At 64.7% G+C, this 15,896-nt stretch carries 18 protein-coding genes; 15 read left to right on the top strand and 3 right to left on the bottom strand.

Annotated elements, in window-relative coordinates; all coding sequences use genetic code 11:
- The first annotated feature begins 50 nt into the window (after nt 1-50).
- From flhA to motD, 6 genes are read left to right on the top strand one after another with little or no spacing between them, the layout of a single operon-like run.
- Complete coding sequence (flhA, locus tag V5B60_RS02620; RefSeq protein ID WP_434735358.1) at nt 51-2,042, top strand: flagellar biosynthesis protein FlhA; 1,992 nt, start codon at nt 51-53, stop codon at nt 2,040-2,042.
- Nucleotides 2,039-3,373, top strand: a complete 1,335-nt coding sequence (gene flhF, locus V5B60_RS02615) for a flagellar biosynthesis protein FlhF (protein ID WP_332345476.1) — start codon at nt 2,039-2,041, stop codon at nt 3,371-3,373. Before flhA ends, flhF begins: the two co-directional genes overlap by 4 nt.
- Entirely contained in the window at nt 3,366-4,250 is an 885-nt protein-coding gene (locus V5B60_RS02610; RefSeq protein WP_332345475.1) for a MinD/ParA family ATP-binding protein, read from the top strand. Before flhF ends, V5B60_RS02610 begins: the two co-directional genes overlap by 8 nt.
- 18 nt (nt 4,251-4,268) lie before the next feature.
- Complete coding sequence (locus tag V5B60_RS02605; protein ID WP_332345474.1) at nt 4,269-5,018, top strand: RNA polymerase sigma factor FliA; 750 nt, start codon at nt 4,269-4,271, stop codon at nt 5,016-5,018.
- Entirely contained in the window at nt 5,011-5,751 is a 741-nt protein-coding gene (locus V5B60_RS02600; protein ID WP_332345473.1) for a flagellar motor protein, read from the top strand. The genes V5B60_RS02605 and V5B60_RS02600 overlap by 8 nt, the downstream gene beginning before the upstream one ends.
- A gap of 4 nt (nt 5,752-5,755) precedes the next feature.
- A complete protein-coding gene (motD, locus tag V5B60_RS02595) occupies nt 5,756-6,574 on the top strand; it encodes a flagellar motor protein MotD (protein WP_332345472.1) in 819 nt (272 codons plus the stop codon).
- Here motD and V5B60_RS02590 read toward each other — a convergent pair.
- From V5B60_RS02590 to flgA, 3 genes are all read right to left on the bottom strand, one after another.
- Entirely contained in the window at nt 6,571-7,035 is a 465-nt protein-coding gene (locus V5B60_RS02590; RefSeq protein WP_332345471.1) for a flagella synthesis protein FlgN, read from the bottom strand. The two genes, motD and V5B60_RS02590, sit on opposite strands and share 4 nt — an antisense overlap.
- A 29-nt stretch (nt 7,036-7,064) precedes the next feature.
- Nucleotides 7,065-7,346, bottom strand: coding sequence for a flagellar biosynthesis anti-sigma factor FlgM (gene flgM / locus V5B60_RS02585; protein WP_332345470.1), 282 nt, complete (start codon nt 7,344-7,346; stop codon nt 7,065-7,067).
- A gap of 169 nt (nt 7,347-7,515) precedes the next feature.
- Complete coding sequence (flgA, locus tag V5B60_RS02580; protein WP_332345469.1) at nt 7,516-8,139, bottom strand: flagellar basal body P-ring formation chaperone FlgA; 624 nt, start codon at nt 8,137-8,139, stop codon at nt 7,516-7,518.
- 291 nt (nt 8,140-8,430) lie between these two features.
- On the opposite strand from flgA, the gene flgB reads away from it, so the two are divergent.
- The 9 genes from flgB to flgJ all read left to right on the top strand — a co-directional run bounded on the left by flgB (nt 8,431) and on the right by flgJ (nt 15,874).
- Nucleotides 8,431-8,964, top strand: coding sequence for a flagellar basal body rod protein FlgB (flgB, locus tag V5B60_RS02575; RefSeq protein WP_332345468.1), 534 nt, complete (start codon nt 8,431-8,433; stop codon nt 8,962-8,964).
- Nucleotides 8,965-8,966: 2 nt separating this feature from the next.
- Nucleotides 8,967-9,371, top strand: a complete 405-nt coding sequence (flgC, locus tag V5B60_RS02570; protein WP_332345467.1) for a flagellar basal body rod protein FlgC — start codon at nt 8,967-8,969, stop codon at nt 9,369-9,371.
- Nucleotides 9,372-9,403: 32 nt separating this feature from the next.
- Nucleotides 9,404-10,090: a flagellar hook assembly protein FlgD gene (locus V5B60_RS02565; RefSeq protein WP_332345466.1), complete on the top strand. Its 687-nt coding sequence runs from the start codon at nt 9,404-9,406 to the stop codon at nt 10,088-10,090.
- Nucleotides 10,091-10,107: 17 nt separating this feature from the next.
- Nucleotides 10,108-11,355 carry a flagellar hook protein FlgE gene (gene flgE, locus V5B60_RS02560; RefSeq protein WP_332345465.1) on the top strand — a complete coding sequence of 416 codons (1,248 nt, stop codon included), beginning with the start codon at nt 10,108-10,110 and terminating at the stop codon, nt 11,353-11,355.
- 30 nt (nt 11,356-11,385) lie between these two features.
- Nucleotides 11,386-12,135, top strand: coding sequence for a flagellar basal-body rod protein FlgF (gene flgF / locus V5B60_RS02555; protein WP_332345464.1), 750 nt, complete (start codon nt 11,386-11,388; stop codon nt 12,133-12,135).
- A gap of 10 nt (nt 12,136-12,145) precedes the next feature.
- Nucleotides 12,146-12,928 carry a flagellar basal-body rod protein FlgG gene (flgG, locus tag V5B60_RS02550; protein ID WP_332345463.1) on the top strand — a complete coding sequence of 261 codons (783 nt, stop codon included), beginning with the start codon at nt 12,146-12,148 and terminating at the stop codon, nt 12,926-12,928.
- Between the two features lie 10 nt (nt 12,929-12,938).
- Nucleotides 12,939-13,613, top strand: a complete 675-nt coding sequence (locus tag V5B60_RS02545; RefSeq protein WP_332345462.1) for a flagellar basal body L-ring protein FlgH — start codon at nt 12,939-12,941, stop codon at nt 13,611-13,613.
- A gap of 184 nt (nt 13,614-13,797) precedes the next feature.
- Nucleotides 13,798-14,901 carry a flagellar basal body P-ring protein FlgI gene (locus V5B60_RS02540; protein ID WP_332350395.1) on the top strand — a complete coding sequence of 368 codons (1,104 nt, stop codon included), beginning with the start codon at nt 13,798-13,800 and terminating at the stop codon, nt 14,899-14,901.
- A 37-nt stretch (nt 14,902-14,938) separates the two neighbouring features.
- Nucleotides 14,939-15,874, top strand: a complete 936-nt coding sequence (gene flgJ, locus V5B60_RS02535) for a flagellar assembly peptidoglycan hydrolase FlgJ (RefSeq protein WP_332345461.1) — start codon at nt 14,939-14,941, stop codon at nt 15,872-15,874.
- Nucleotides 15,875-15,896 lie beyond the last annotated feature (22 nt).

The raw sequence follows: 15,896 nt of genomic DNA, 5'->3' as shown, positions 1-15,896 counted from the left end.
TCGGTCAGCGGCAGCTGGCTGGCCCGTTGCTGATCCTGCTCATCCTGGCGATGATGGTCTTGCCGTTGCCGCCGTTCCTGCTGGACCTCTTCTTCACCTTCAACATCGCCATCTCGGTGATCGTCATGCTGGTTGCCATGAGCGTGATGAAACCGCTCGATTTTTCGGTTTTTCCCACTGTCCTGCTGGTCACGACACTGCTGCGCCTGTCGCTCAACGTCGCCTCGACGCGTGTGGTCCTGCTCGAAGGGCACACCGGTCCGGCGGCGGCCGGGCACGTTATCGAAGCCTTCGGCCACTTTCTCGTCGGTGGCAATTATGGGGTGGGGCTCGTGGTCTTCACGATTCTGGTGATCATCAACTTCGTGGTCATCACCAAAGGTGCCGGCAGGGTCGCCGAAGTCGCTGCCCGCTTCACCCTGGACGCGATGCCGGGCAAGCAGATGGCGATCGATGCGGACCTCAATGCCGGGTTGATCGGCGAGGACGAGGCGCGCAAGCGGCGGTCGACGATCGCGCAGGAGGCGGACTTCTTCGGCTCGATGGATGGTGCATCGAAGTTCGTCCGCGGTGACGCGATAGCCGGCATCCTGATCATGTTGATCAACGTCGTCGGTGGTTTGTTCGTCGGTGTCCTGCAGCACAACCTGGATGTCGCAACGGCGGCGCGAACCTACACTCTGTTGACCATCGGCGATGGCTTGGTTGCCCAGATCCCGGCGCTGATCGTCTCGATTGCCGCCGGCATGGTGGTGACCCGCGTCGGTGACGACGCGGACGTTTCGCAACAGTTTGCCGCGCAGCTGTTCCACAATCCGAAGCCGCTCTATCTGACAGCGGCAATCATCGGCCTCCTCGGGCTGATTCCCGGCATGCCCAACTTCATCTTCCTGCTCCTTGGCGGTGCGCTGGCGGCGGCGGCCTGGCGTCTTGACCGGCAGCGCACGGAGGAGAAGCCACTGCCGGTTGCGCCAGCGCCGACGGTGGCGAGGGAAGTGCAGGAAGCGAGCTGGGCGGACGTGACACCCCTCGACGTTCTCGGCCTGGAGGTTGGCTATCGGCTGATCCCGTTGGTCGACAAGGCGCAGGATGGCGAGTTGCTGCGCCGTATTCGCGGCATCCGGAAGAAGTTCGCCCAGGACATCGGCTTTCTGGTGTCGCCGGTACACATACGCGACAACCTCGAGCTGAAGCCGAATGCCTACAAGATCCTGCTCAAGGGGGTCGAGATCGGCGAGGGCGAAGCCTTCCCCGGCAATCTGCTGGCGATCAATCCCGGTCGCGTGGCCGGGCAGGTGCCGGGGACGGTAACCAAGGATCCGGCCTTCGGTCTGCCCGCCGTGTGGATCGATCCCGGGGTTCGCGAGCAGGCTCAGGCTTACGGCTACACGGTCGTCGACCCGAGCACCGTGGTCGCAACGCACCTCAACCACCTGATCCTGTCGCATGCCGCCGAGCTCCTTGGGCGGATGGAGACCCAGGCTCTCCTCGACCACCTGGCGAAGGACATGCCGAAGCTGGTCGAAGACCTCGTACCCAAGACCCTGTCATTGGGAGTGGTGCAGAAGGTCCTGCGCAACCTACTCGATGAGGGCGTCTCCCTGCGTGACATGCGGACGGTGATCGAAACCTTGGCCGACGGCGCCCTTCGCTCGCAGGATGTGGACGCGCTGACGGTACAGGTGCGCATCGCGCTGGGACGTTCGATCGTTCAGGATCTCTATCCCGGTGCATCCGAGCTGCAGGTGATGGCACTCGACCCGCAGCTCGAACGACTGCTGCAGCAGGCAGTCACCGGATCTGGCGACGCCGTCGGAATCGAACCGGGCTTGGCCGACACGCTGTTGCGCGAGGTGTTGGCGGCGGCGCAGAGGCAGGAGGAGGCCGGCCTGCCCGTGGTCCTCTTGGTCTCCGCGGCTCTGCGCAGTCTGCTGTCACGCTTCCTCCGCCGCACCATTCCGCAGCTCAAGGTTCTGGCGCACGCCGAGGTGCCTGAACATCGAACGATCAGAGTGACATCCATCATCGGACAACGAGCATGAACGTCAGGAAATTCATCGCAGCGACAGCGCGCGACGCCTTGCGAAAGGTCAGGGAGACCCTTGGACCGGACGCGATCATCCTTTCCAATCGTGGGATTCCGGGTGGCGTCGAGATCATGGCGGTCGCCGCCAGCGACATGGAGATGATCGTGCCACCATCCCGCGAGTCGCGGCGTCCGGTTGGCGGTATCGCCGAAGCCACGGCGTTGACGACGGCACGCGATCGGGGCAGCGCCGACGGTCGGGCAGCCGCGCGTGTCACGGCAGCAGCCACGCGCGGCCAGGCGGGCAACCGGTTGGACGCCGCACCGCCGCTGGCCTCGTCGCCGCCGCCGCCCGGCGAGGGCGAGGGTTCCTCTGCTGCCGGCGCCGCGGTCGTGCCAGCGGCGGTGATGGACGAGATTCGCTCCCTGCGCCGCATCGTCGAACAACAGCTGGCTGGTTTCGCCTGGGGAGAAGGCGCGCGTTCGGAGCCGGTGAAGACCGAGATCCTGCGGCAGATGCTCGACGCCGGTTTCTCGCCGCGGTTCGCTCGCGAGCTGCTGGCCGAAATGCCGCGCGATCTCGACGCGGCGCAGGCATTGGCCTGGGTGCGCGGGCGCGCGGAGCGCGGCATGCTGACCATCGACGGCGAGCGGGACATCGTAGACCAGGGCGGAATCTATGCCCTGGTCGGACCAACCGGGGTCGGCAAGACGACGACCGCCGCCAAGCTGGCGGCGCGCTGCGTCCTGCGGCATGGAGCGCGGAAGCTTGCGCTGGTGACGACGGACGGCTATCGCATCGGAGCTCACGAGCAATTGCGCATTTACGGGCGCATTCTCGGCGTACCGGTCCATCTGGCGCGGGACGCCAAGGATCTGCGCGCGACACTGCATGATCTGCGGCATACCCACATGGTGCTGATCGACACCATGGGCATGAGCCAGAGAGACCGGATGGTCGGTGAGCAGGTGGCGATGTTTCGCGACAGCGACGTCAGATCGTTGCTCCTGCTGGCGGCAACCGGTCGCGGCGATACCCTCGACGATGTCGTGCGTGCTTACAGTGGGCTTGGGCTTGCGGGTTGCGTGCTGACCAAGGTCGATGAGGCAGCCAGCCTGGCTTCGTCGCTGGATGTGGTCATTCGCCACGAACTGCGGATGTATTACGTGTCCAATGGGCAGCGTGTCCCGGAAGACCTGCACCTGCCGAATCGACCGTATCTCTTGCATCGCGCCTTCAAGGACCTGCCCGAAACCTCACCGCACCGGCTTGCCGGAGTCGAGCCAGGACTGATGATGGCCGCCGGCAGTGAAAGCATGTTGTCTGTCGGAGGACAGCGTGGCTGATTTTCGCGGGGATCAGGCCACCGGGTTGCGTCGACTCCTCGGCCATCCGCAGTTGCGCAGCATCAGCTTCACGGCTGGTGGTACGGGTGTTGGCCAAAGCACTGCGGTGGCCAACCTGGCGGCGTCCCTGGCGCGCGTTGGCAGGGAAGTTCTGGTGATTGACGAACACCCCGACGCCGGGGTCGCATCGTTCTTCGGCGCTTTCGTCGCCAACGACCTGCAACAGGTGATCAGTCACGAGAAGCGACTCGAGGATGTGTTGGTCCAGGTTGCGCCGGGAATCCGTGTCTTGCCGGTGGCACGGGTCGTCGGCCAGCTCGGCTCGCTTGGCGAACGCGAGCAGCGGACCCTGGTGGCCTGCCTGGCCGACCTTCTGCCGCCGGCCGACGTCGTGCTCGTCGACACCTCCCTCGACCACCCGTTGGGCTTCTCGCCGCTTGGGCTGGCGGCGCAGGAGACGGTGGTTGTCGTCGCGGCAGAGGTTGGTGCCATCACCGAGGCTTACGCATTGATCAAGAAGGTCAGCCTGGGGTATGCACACAGGCGTTTCCGCATCCTGCTCAACCGGGTGCGAAGCGAGGGCGAGGCGCTGGCGATCCATGACAACATGGCGCGCGTCACCGACAGCCGCCGGCTGGCGCGTCTCGAGTACGCCGGCTGGGTGCCGCTCGATGGACAGCTGCGGCAGGCTGCAAGGCTCTGCCAGCCGGTGGCCGCACTGTTTCCGGAGGCACCAGCTGCACAGGCCTATGGGATGCTCGCGGAGCAGGTACTGGAGTGGCCGCTCGGCAACGATGAGCGAGGGGGGCTCGAACATTTCGTGCAACTGCTGCTACACTTGAGCCAACGCATTCACGCAACGGCTATCTACGCCTGATAGCTCCCCCCAGGACGCATGTACAACGCTGCTGGCCAGCTCAACAAGGATCAGCTTGTCCAGCGCTTCGCGCCGCTGGTCAGGCGTATCGCCTGCCATCTGATGGCACGGCTGCCGGCGAGCGTGCAGCTCGACGACTTGGTGCAGAACGGCATGCTCGGCCTGCTTGATGCCTTGGGACGTTTCGAGGCCGGAGTCGGTGCCCAGTTCGAGGCTTACGCCGCGCAGCGGGTCCGTGGCGCAATGCTCGACGGCTTGCGGGAGAACGACTGGTTGCCGCGCAGCCTGCGCCGCAACTGTCGTCGCATCGAGGCGGCGATAGCCCAGCTCGAGCAGGCGAGCGGACGTGTGCCAACGGAGAGTGAACTGGCCGATTCGCTCGGCATGACGATTGCCGATTACCAGGGAATGTTGCAGGAGGTGCGTGGGCATCAACTGGTGTACATCGAGGACGTCGTTGCCGAGCGCGGCGAGGACTTCCTCGAGGGTCACCTGGCCGATGAAAGCGCCGACCCCGCCCAGTTGGTCGCCGACGAGGATCTGCGTCGGCGGCTGGTGCAGGCGATCCGATCGTTGCCCGAACGTGAACAACTGCTGATGGCCCTGTACTACGAGCAGGACCTCAACCTGCGAGAGATCGGCGAGGTCATGGGGGTGAGTGAGTCCCGCGTTTGCCAGTTGCACAGTCAGGCGGTTCTGCGGTTGCGCAGCCGACTGTTCGGCGGCGGTACGCGCAACCCTGGGGCGCGGGTAAAACGCCATGGATAGGGGCAGCATCGCCGGCCTGCTGATCGGTGTGCTGGCCATCGTCGTCGGCCAGATCCTCGAGGGCGGACATGTCGCTTCCCTGGCGCAGCCGACGGCAATGCTGATCGTCGTCGGTGGCACACTGGGGGCGGTCATGCTGCAGAGCCCCCATAGCACCTTCGTGCGCGGCATGCGCATGATCAAGTGGATTCTGTACCCACCGGTGGTCAACCACCTGCAGGTGATTCAGCAGGTCACCGGTTGGAGCCAGGTTTCGCGGCGTGAGGGCTTGCTCGCGCTCGACGCGGTGGTGAGCGAACTGAAGGACGACTTCGTTCGCAAGGGTCTGCAGCTTCTCGTCGATGGCGCCGAGCCGGAGCGCTTGCGCGAGGTGATGGAGGTTGAGATCACGACCTATGAGCAGGAGATGAAGCTGGCTGCACGCATCTGGGAGGCGGCTGGCGGTTACTCGCCGACGATCGGCATTCTAGGCGCCGTACTCGGCCTGATCCACGTCATGGAAAACCTCTCGGATCCTTCCAAGCTCGGTGCCGGCATCGCGGTCGCGTTCGTCGCGACGATCTATGGTGTCGGCTTGGCCAACCTGGTGTACCTGCCGATTGCCAATCGGCTGAAGGCACACATCGGTCGGCTGGTGGTGCAGCGCGAGATGATCGTTGCCGGTCTCGTCGGGATCGCCAACGGCGACAACCCGCGGATCATCGAGAGCCGCTTGCGCGCCTACATCTTTTGACGCGATGGCACGCAGACGGCACGAGGAGGAGCACGACAATCACGAGCGCTGGCTCGTTTCCTACGCCGATTTCATCACCCTGCTCTTCGCCTTCTTCGTCGTCATGTATGCTCTTTCCTCAGTCAATGAGGGCAAGTACCGGATTCTCAGCAACTCGATGGTCGTCGCCTTCCGCAATGCGCCGGTCAATAGCGTCGGGCAGACGCCGACAGTGATGCCCACACCCGCGCCGGCAGTCGCCACGCCGCTCGCGAGCAAGGCATCAGAGGGCATGCGACAGAAGGAGCGGGAGAAGATGCGTCAGGTGGCGAAGAACATCCTCGATGTCATGGCGCCCCTCGTCGAACAGGGCAAGGTGCGGGTGCTCGAAACGAGCCGCGGCGTGAGCATCGAGATCAATGACAGCATCCTCTTCTCGCCGGGCCAGGCCATCCTCAAGCCCCCGCTGGCCAAGGCGATGCTGTCCGTGGCGGAGGTTCTCGTGGCGGCAGATTTCCCGATCACGATCGAGGGGCACACCGACAACATGCCGATCAGCAACGCGCAGTTCCCTTCCAACTGGGAGCTGTCGGCCGTACGCGCGACCACGGTTCTGCGGCTGTTTGCGGATGCCGGCATCGCCGCCGACAGGCTGACTGCAATCGGCTATGCCGACACGCGTCCGGTCGAGCCCAATCTCTTGGCCGATGGGCGGGCGCGGAATCGTCGCGTGACGATCCTGATCGATTCCACGATTCCGGAAAAAAGTACCGAGCTCGATCTGCAGGGGGCGGCAACGGCGTCGCCGGGTGCGCGCGCGGCCTTGCCGCCTGCCGCTCGCTAGGCGCTGTCGAGGATGCGGCCACCGCCGCCCGGCTTGTTCTGGCCGTCCGGGCCGTATAGACCACCGGCACCGCTGCTGCCGACGAGTGCCTCGATCGCTTGCTTGTTGTGCTGCAGGCGAAGCTGAATCAGGTCACCGTTCAGTTGATTCAGTTCTCGCGCCTGGGTGGCCAGCGGCAACAGTTCCGCCCAGGCGACGCGGGCGCCCTCATCGTCCGGGTGCGCGGCAAACCAGCTCGCCACGCCGCTGCGGTCGGCATTCAGCCCAATTCGTGCGAGCGTCAGCCGGCGCTGTTCAGCGATTGCGGCGAGGCGGGCTGCAAGCTCATTCTTGTCGTTCACGAGTGCCGGCAAGCCGTCGACGTCGCCCTCAATCAACAGCCTCTGCTCACGCTCCAGTATGCCGACAAAGGTCCGCACGACAGCCAGCTCTTCTTCGAACAACTGTCGCAAGTCCGTCACCACCCGCTGTCGTCCGTTGCAGGCGCTGCTCAGGAACGCTGCTGCACAGCCACGAGCTCACTGGCCGAGGTGATCAGGCGTTCGGCGATCGCTTCGGCATTGATCGTGAAACGGCCTTCGGCAATTGCCTGCCGGATCTCCGCGACACGACCCGAATCAAAGGCGCCTGCGTCGCCCGGTGTCTGGAGCTGTGCCGCCAGCTCGCTCAAATGAACTTCGGTCGCGGCACTCGCCGTCGATCTCGCGATGGCAGCGCGGTTGCGCGTTTCGCCAAGAACACTGGCGGTGGTGGTGGTGCTGTCGATCTTCACGGTGGTGCCCCTTGAACGGTTGTCCTCAATTCACTGATCGGCGGACGGCGTCGGAACTTTAGCACTTTTTTCGCATCGCGGCCCGTCGGCGGCCAAGGAAGAGAGACCGTCACCAGCTGCCTGTCGTGAACCTCTGGGCCGTGCGCCGGGCCGGGCGCCGGCAAGCTGATCAGTAGCTCACCTCGACGATGCCGCCTTGGCGGGCAATGCCGCTGACGACCTGTCCGGATGCCGTTCGCACCTGGACAAGCTGGCCCTCGGCCGCGTTGTTCACGGCCTTGCCTTCGTTGCTGACGCTGAATCCGGCGCCGCTGGAAAGCAGCTTGACACTCTGTCCCTGCTGGATCACCCAGGCGGCGCTGAGCTGGTCGCTGCGCAGAGCTTGGCCGGCAGCGATACCCTGTCGTGGCGTCTTGCCGATCGCCTGTGCCGGGTCGGTCACGACGCTGGCCGGCAGCGCGCCCAGATCGCCGCTCTGCGGCAGCAGGTCGGCGGCGCCGATCTGCTGCCCGGGCGCGAGCTGCCGTGCGGCGACCAGGTAGTTGCCGGCTATCCGGATTCGCACCGGCACGTAGACCGTCCACCGGCCGGGGCCGAGGCAACGTACGCCGACCGTCGTGTTTCCCCAAAGGCGGCCCCCCGAGGGCACGAAGGGCTCGAAGGCGTCGCAGGCTGCGAGCCGGGCGTGCCGATCCAACTGGCCGATCTGGAAGCTCACCGTTCCCGGCAAGCCGGCTGTCTGAGCGCGCAGATAGTCGTTGAGGGCGGCAGACAAGGTAGTCTGCGCGCTCACGATGCCACTGAAAAAGGCAAGGATCGCAAGGACGAGGGAAGTGGTCGGATGCGGCCATCCGGTGTGGTGCTGGGCGCGTGACGTGACAGGCATGCTGCCATTTTGCCTCAATCTGCCGGCTGTCGGCAGAAACTGCGTCGCCACGCGTCGGCTTCCACCGGCAATATTTGCCGTGCCGCCGGCAAGGACGGTCGTTGATTGACGGCAGTCCGATCGTGTCGGTCGCGGAAGCTGCCAGACCGACGACCGGGGGCTGTCCGTGATCGATGCCGCTTCGCCAGCGGCAGCACGATGGGCAGCAGCGCGAATGGCCGGCGGGGAGCTCGTTCGCGTCGGCATCACCGTTTACCGTACCGCCCTCCCGCGCATGGCATGGCTATTGCTTCCATGATTCTCGTCCGCCAGATCGAGGAGCGCCCGATGCTCAGCAAGCTTGACCGCAATCTCCAGTTCCAGCAGCAGGCACTTGGCCTGCGCGCCAGCCGGCAGCAGGTGTTGGCTGGAAACATCGCCAACGCCGATACGCCGAACTTCAAGGCGCGCGACTTCAATTTCTCCGCCGCACTCGACAGTGCGCTTGGCGGCAGGTTGGCCGGCAACTTGCCGCTGACGATGACCGCGTCGCGCCATCTGGCGGGCGATCCGAATCAGCGGTCATCGTTACTGCTCTATCGCCAGCCGATGCAGCCGGGTGCCGACGGCAACACGGTCGAAATGGATGTCGAGGGGGCGCAGCTCGCGGAGAACAGCATCTTCTACGAGGCCGGGTTGACCTTCATCAGCGGCAAGATCAGAACGATGATGACGGCGTTGCAGGGGCAATAGCCATGGGCATGTTCAGCACTTTCCACGTCGCTGGCAGCGCGCTGACGGCGCAGTCCGTCCGCCTCAATGCGGTCGCCAGCAACATGGCCAACGCCGAGAGCGTGATCGGTTCCGATGGCAAACCCTATCGCGCGAAGCAGGTGGTGTTCGCAGCGACGCCGATGGGCAATGCCGCGGCACAGGGTGTCCGCGTGACCCGGGTCGTCGAGGACAGTAGCCCAGGCCGCCTGGTCTATGACCCGCGCAACCCGGCGGCGAACGAGCGGGGCTACGTGGAAATGCCGAACGTGAGCGTGGTCGAAGAAATGACGAACATGATCTCGGCGGCACGCGCCTATCAGACCAATGCCGAGGTGATGAACTCGGCCAAGCAGCTGCTGCTCAAGACGCTGAGCATTGGCCAGTAGTCATTACCGATTCGCAAGTCGAGGAGAGTTCCATGGCAAGTGTCCTTCAGGCGGCCAGCGCTGCCAGCAGCATCTTCTCCGCGCTCGGTGCGGGCTCCGGCGAGGGTGGCGCGGCGTCGACGACGAGCAGCGAGGAAGTCCAGAATCGCTTTCTCAAACTGCTGGTGACCCAGTTGCAGAACCAGGATCCGCTCAACCCGCTGGACAACGCTGCGGTTACCACCCAGGTTTCCCAGATCAGCACCGTCACCGGGATCGAGAAGTTGAACACCACCCTCGAGGCACTCCTCGGCAGTTACCAGGATGCGCAGGCCATGCAGGGCGCGGCATTGATGGGCCGCAACGTGCTCACTGCCGGTTCGCGGTTGTCTCTGGCTGCCGGTCAGGCGGTTGCCGGTGTCCAACTGGCCGAAGCCGCCGACCAAGTCAGGCTGACGATCGTCGATGGCGCGGGAACCGTCGTGCAGAGCCAGAACCTTGGGGCGAGGGAGGCGGGCAGCTTCACTTTCTCATGGGATGGCAGGAACGATGCAGGGCTGCCGGTCGCTCCCGGCAACTACAGCTTCCAGGTCAACGCGCTGCGTGGTGCCGACAAGGTCGCCGCCGAACCGTTGCAGCTTGGCACGGTATCTGCTCTCGTCAGGACTGCAAAGGGTTTTGAACTCGAGGTCAGCGGCGCGGGCCGAGTCCGTTTCGACCAGGTCCAACAGATTCTCTAGCGCAATCGGGGGACAGGATGAGCTTCCAACAGGGTTTGAGTGGTCTCGATGCTGCAGCCTCGGCACTTGACGTCATCGGCAACAACGTCGCCAACGCCAGCACGGTCGGTTTCAAGCGCGGCAACACCAACTTCGCCGATGTCTATGCCGCTTCCCTGGGCATCGTCGGTGCCTCGCAGATCGGTATCGGCGTGTCGGTGGGCGCGATCCAGCAACAGTTCACCCAAGGCAACCTGACGACCACCGACAATGCGCTCGATCTCGCGGTCAACGGTGGCGGCTTCTTTCGCATGAGCGACGATGGCGCCATCAGCTATACGCGCAACGGTCAGTTCCACATCGACAACCAGGGCTACATCATCAATGATCAGATGCTCCGGCTGACCGGCTATCCGGTCAGCGTGAGCGGCACGGTCACCCCCGCCAATCCGATCGAACTGCAATTGTCGGCGAGCCAGATTCCACCCCGGGCGACGAGTGACCCCCTCGCGGGCGACGTGACGGCTGTGCTCAATCTGGATGCGCGCGCGACGGTGCCGGCCCTCGGTCCTTTCGACTACACCAATCCGGCGACCTACAATTTCTCGACCGCGCTGACCGTCTTCGACACGCTGGGAGTACCTCACAATCTGACCACCTATTATGTGCTGAACCCGCCGACACCGCCGACCGGCGGCGAGTGGACGGTGCATGCGACGCTCGACGGTGCCAATCCGCAGACACTGGCCGGCAACCTCGTCTTCGACCCCTCGGGCGCACTGAGTTCGACCGCGACCTACACACTGCCGTCGTGGCCTCTGAGCAGCGGCGCCCAGACGCCGTGGTCACCGGGCGTGATCGACTTCACCGGCACGACCCAATATGGCAGTGCTTCGAGCGTGGACCGCCTGACGCAGGGTGGCTATGCAACCGGCAGTCTCGTTGGCATCGGTGTCCTCAGCGACGGAATCGTTCAGGGTCGTTACAGCAACGGCCAGACGCGCAGCATGGGGCAGCTGGTTCTGGCGACCTTTGCCGATCCCAATGGTTTGCTCAACCTGGGCAACAACCAGTGGAGTGCGACTTCCATCTCGGGAGCGGAACTGGTCGGCGCGCCGGCTTCGGGAAGTCGCGGCGTCATTCAGTCGGCAGCGGTCGAGGATTCCAATGTCGATCTGACCAATGAACTGGTGGCGATGATCACCGCGCAACGCAACTACCAAGCGAATGCACAGACCATCCAGACGCAGGATCAGATCATGCAGACGCTGATCAACCTGCGCTGAGCACCGCTCGATTGACCGCACGGAGGCTACATGGATCGTCTGATCTACACTGCCATGAGCGGCGCCAAACAGGCCTTTCTGCAACAGGCAGGGGTCGCGCACAATCTGGCCAATGCCTCGACCGCCGGCTACCGGGCAATGGAGAATCGCTTCCGAGCCGTGCCCGTACTCGGCCCGGGCCAGCCGACGCGGGCCTTCACGATCGATGCCTCGGTCGCCAACAGTTTCGAGCAGGGTCCGTTGCTGACCACTGGGCGGCCGCTTGACGTGGCGCTGCGTGGGCGAGGCTGGATTGCCGTCCAGGCAGCCGATGGAAGCGAGGCCTACACGCGTGCCGGAAACCTGGTGACCGATGCCAACGGTGTGCTGCAGACCAGTTCGGGCAACCTCGTCCTCGGCGAGGGCGGGCCCATCGCGCTGCCGCCCGACAACAACATCGCCATTGCTGCCGATGGCACGGTATCCGGCGTGCCGCGCCCCGGGGCCGGGGCCGCGAGCAGTGTCAATGTGGTCGGCCGGATCAAGCTCGTCAACCCACCGGAAGCCGATCTGGTGCGTGGCGACGACGGCCTGTTTCGCACGCGCAACGCCGAGCCTGCTGCCGCGGATGAGACCGTACAGCTCGAGCCTGGCGCGCTCGAGGGCAGCAACGTGAATTCCGTCGACGCGATGGTGCGAATGATCAGTCTCGCGCGCCAGTTCGAACTTCAGGTCAGGATGCTGCAGACCGCCGAGGCCAACGCCCGTGCCGCAACTGCCTTGCTCACCATGAACCGCTGATCGGAAAGCAATGATCACCTCTCTCTGGACCGCGAGTACCGGCCTCAACGCACAGCAGGTGCAGATCGACATCATCGCCAACAACCTGGCGAACGTCAGCACCAACGGCTTCAAGCAGGCACGGGGGATTTTCGCCGACCTGCTCTACAAGACCGTGCGCCAGCCGGGTGCGCAATCGTCGCAGACGACCCAGATTCCGGATGGTCTGCAGATCGGACTTGGCACGACGCCGGTGTCGACCGGTCGCATCTTCACGCAGGGCTCGCTGCAGCAGACTGGCAACAGTCTCGACATGGCGATCGATGGCGCGGGCTTCTTCCAGGTCCTGCTGCCGGACGGAACCAACGCCTACACGCGTGACGGGTCCTTCCAGAAAGACAACCAGGGGCAGATCGTCACCGCCAGCGGTTATCCGGTACAACCGGCAATCACCATCCCGCAGAACGCGTTGACCGTGACCGTTGCCACCGATGGCGTCGTCAGCGTCACCCTGCCCAACGCGGCGGCGCCCGTGCAGATCGGCACCATCCAGGTGGCGACCTTCATCAACAACGGGGGCCTGCAGAGTCTTGGCGACAATCTCTACCAGGAGACGGCGTCGAGTGGTACGCCAACGCTCAATACGCCGGGCAGCAACGGCGCCGGCATGGTGGTCCAGTCCTACGTCGAAGCGTCGAACGTGAACGTGGCGCAGGAACTGGTGCTGATGATCCAGACGCAGAGGGCGTACGAGCTGAACGCCAAGGTCGTATCGACGTCCGATCAAATGTTGGCGCGGTTGACGCAACTTTAGGGAATCCGCCATGTCTGCCCGATCGTTCCTGCTGCTGCCTGCCGCCTTGCTGTTGCTGGCAGCCTGTACGACCGTTCCGCCCACCAATGTCCATCAGCCGATGACCGCCAGGCCGCAGCCACGGCCGGAGCAACTGGCGGCAGCGCTGGCCTCGACGGGCAGCATCTACCAGGCAGGCGCGTCGCGCACCCTGTTCGAGGATCGGCGTGCCCGCCATGTGGGCGATACGATCACGGTGACGATCACCGAGAACACGTCGGCGGCGACCAAGTCGAACAACAGCGTTGCCAAGACCGGCAGCATCAACGCCTCGATGGGGCCCAACCTCAATCTGCCCGGGAGGACGCTGACCGAACTGAAGGCGAGCAGCAGCAACGTGGCCAGTGGCAAGGGCGATGCAGCGGCCAACAACGTGTTCACGGGAACGATCACGGTGACGGTCGTCGAAGTACTGCCGAACGGCAATCTGCTCGTGTCGGGCGAGAAGCAGGTAGCGATCGGGCATGGGCAGGAGTACATCCGTCTGTCGGGCATCGTCAACCCCTACTTCGTCAACGCCACCAACACCATCGCTTCGTCACAGATTGCCGATGCGCGCATCGAGTACAAGGAGAGCGGCGCGATCAGCGAGGCGCAGGTGATGGGTTGGTTGGCGCGCTTTTTCCTCACCGTTCTGCCTTTCTGACCGGCGTCGGGGGAGTCTTCGGGGGCCGGCCGGGATCAAGGACGTGAGAGGGCGGACGACGGGAGGCAGCAGGTGTGCCGGCGAGGGCGAACGCGGCGTCTTGCGCCCGGCGCACAATGGATTGATTCACAACCGCTGAGGAAGACGGGTCATGTTCTCGATCATCGCCGGAATGCCCGGCCGTATGCACCTCGGGGCGGCAACGCTTGCCGCCATCGCTCTATCCGTGCCGCTCACGCTCGTGGCGGCGGAGAGGATCAAGGACCTGGCGTCGCTGCAGGGTGTGCGCAACAACCAGTTGGTCGGCTACGGCCTTGTCGTGGGACTCGACGGCAGCGGTGACCAGACGACGCAGGCACCGTTCACGTCGCAGAGCGTCATCAACATGCTGGCACAGCTGGGTACGACCGTGAATTCGGTGCAGGGCCTGCAATTGAAGAACGTTGCCGCCGTGATGGTCACCGCCAACCTGCCGCCCTTTGCACGCATTGGTCAGCAGATCGATGTCACCGTGTCGTCCATGGGAAATGCCAAGAGCCTGCGTGGCGGGACGCTGGTGATGACCCCGCTGAAGGGGGCCGACGGCCAGATTTATGCGCAGGCGCAGGGGAACCTGCTGGTTGGCGGTGCCGGCGCAGCGTCCGGCGGCAGCAAGCTGGTGGTCAACCACCTGCTGGCCGGCCGTATCGCCGGTGGCGCGACTGTCGAGCGCGAGGTGCCGACGGCGCTCGGCCAAGGGCCATTCGTTCATTATGAGCTGGCGGCGACCGATTTCGGGACCGCACAGAGGATGGTCGAGGCGATCAACCGGGAAACGGCAGCCGGTGTCGCGCAGGCTCTCGACGGACGGGTGATTCGCGTCATCGCCCCCGAGGAGGTGAACAGTCGTGTCGCTTTCCTCGGGCGGATAGAGAACCTCGAAGTGCGACCGACGAAGTCGGTGGCGAAGGTCATCATCAATCCGCGCACCGGCTCGGTGGTCATGAACCAGACGGTCACCATCGACTCCTGCGCGGTCGCTCATGGTAACCTTTCGGTCATCGTCAACACCGAGCAGAAGGTCAGTCAACCCAATCCGCTGTCCCCCGGACAGACGGTGACGACGACCCAGAGCGAGATCGACATCAAGCAGGGTGGCGGGTCGCTGATCCACCTCAAGGCCGGTGTCAGCCTTGCCGAGGTGGTGAAGGCGATCAACGCGCTCGGTGCCGGACCGCAGGATCTGCTGTCGATCCTGCAGTCGATGAAGGCCGCTGGCGCGCTGCGTGCCGACCTTGAGATCATCTGAGCTGCGTCGTGTGTAGGAACGAAGCCGTGTGCCAATCATGAAAGCTCCTGAGCTTGCGACCCAACGCCTGGTGCTCGACCCCGCCGCCGCCGGCGACCTGCGCAACCGGCTGCGCAGCGATCCACAGGCCGGAGTCCGGCAGGCGGCGCGGCAATTCGAGGGCATGCTTCTGCACCTGATGCTGAAGAGCATGCGCGACGCGACGCCCACCGGCGGCATGCTGGACGGCGAACAGGGCCGTTTCTTCACCGCCATCGGCGATCAGCAACTGGCGCAGGAACTGGCCTCGCGGGCACCTCTAGGTTTCGCCGGCTTGATCGAGCGGCAGCTGGCACGGCAACATGCTGGCGTCGCGCCGACGTTACCGCCGGCGCGAACATCTGGGTTGCCGGCAGAGGCAGTACTGCCGGCAAGACGCCCAGCGGCCCCCGCGACCACGGCCTTGCCGGCTGCGCCACACGCCGCCGCGGTGTCGCCGGCAGCCACAACCGACGGCGCGCAGCGTCCGCGCGACTTCGTCGACCGCGTCTGGCCACACGCGCTTGAAGCCGCGACCAGGACTGGTGTTCCGGCGCATTTTCTGGTTGCCCAGTCGGCACTGGAGAGTGGTTGGGGAAAGCGTGAGCTGCGCATGGCCGACGGCTCCCCCAGTTTCAACGTCTTTGGTATCAAGGCCGGTCGTGGCTGGGCGGGAGCGACCGTCGAAGTGCAGACCACCGAGTTCGTCGATGGCATGCCGCAGACGGTACGGGCGAAGTTCCGCGCCTACGGCTCCTATGCCGAGGCCTTCAGCGACTACGCACGGCTTCTCAGCAGCCACCCGCGCTACGCCAACGTCGTCGGGCAACAGGATGGCGTTCAGTTTGCCCGTTCCTTGCAGCGGGCGGGCTACGCGACCGATCCGCTGTACGCCGACAAGCTGGCACGCATCATTGGTGGCACCACGTTGCGACAGGCACTTTCGGCGGCCTGATTTTTCTTCCCCGAGGGGCTAA

It is taken from the genome of Accumulibacter sp. (assembly GCF_036625195.1).
Classification (GTDB): domain Bacteria; phylum Pseudomonadota; class Gammaproteobacteria; order Burkholderiales; family Rhodocyclaceae; genus Accumulibacter.
The sequence above is the reverse complement of the archived record's forward strand: the minus strand, read 5'-3'. Positions and strand labels throughout refer to the sequence as shown.

Coding starts and splice junctions, on each gene's coding strand:
- flhA (WP_434735358.1), top strand. CDS start 51: ATGATGGTCTTGCCGTTGCCGCCGTTCCTGCTGGACCTCTTCTTCACC.
- flhF (WP_332345476.1), top strand. CDS start 2,039: ATGAACGTCAGGAAATTCATCGCAGCGACAGCGCGCGACGCCTTGCGA.
- V5B60_RS02605 (WP_332345474.1), top strand. CDS start 4,269: ATGTACAACGCTGCTGGCCAGCTCAACAAGGATCAGCTTGTCCAGCGC.
- V5B60_RS02600 (WP_332345473.1), top strand. CDS start 5,011: ATGGATAGGGGCAGCATCGCCGGCCTGCTGATCGGTGTGCTGGCCATC.
- motD (WP_332345472.1), top strand. CDS start 5,756: ATGGCACGCAGACGGCACGAGGAGGAGCACGACAATCACGAGCGCTGG.
- flgB (WP_332345468.1), top strand. CDS start 8,431: ATGGGCAGCAGCGCGAATGGCCGGCGGGGAGCTCGTTCGCGTCGGCAT.
- flgC (WP_332345467.1), top strand. CDS start 8,967: ATGGGCATGTTCAGCACTTTCCACGTCGCTGGCAGCGCGCTGACGGCG.
- V5B60_RS02565 (WP_332345466.1), top strand. CDS start 9,404: ATGGCAAGTGTCCTTCAGGCGGCCAGCGCTGCCAGCAGCATCTTCTCC.
- flgE (WP_332345465.1), top strand. CDS start 10,108: ATGAGCTTCCAACAGGGTTTGAGTGGTCTCGATGCTGCAGCCTCGGCA.
- flgF (WP_332345464.1), top strand. CDS start 11,386: ATGGATCGTCTGATCTACACTGCCATGAGCGGCGCCAAACAGGCCTTT.
- flgG (WP_332345463.1), top strand. CDS start 12,146: ATGATCACCTCTCTCTGGACCGCGAGTACCGGCCTCAACGCACAGCAG.
- V5B60_RS02545 (WP_332345462.1), top strand. CDS start 12,939: ATGTCTGCCCGATCGTTCCTGCTGCTGCCTGCCGCCTTGCTGTTGCTG.
- V5B60_RS02540 (WP_332350395.1), top strand. CDS start 13,798: ATGCACCTCGGGGCGGCAACGCTTGCCGCCATCGCTCTATCCGTGCCG.
- flgJ (WP_332345461.1), top strand. CDS start 14,939: ATGAAAGCTCCTGAGCTTGCGACCCAACGCCTGGTGCTCGACCCCGCC.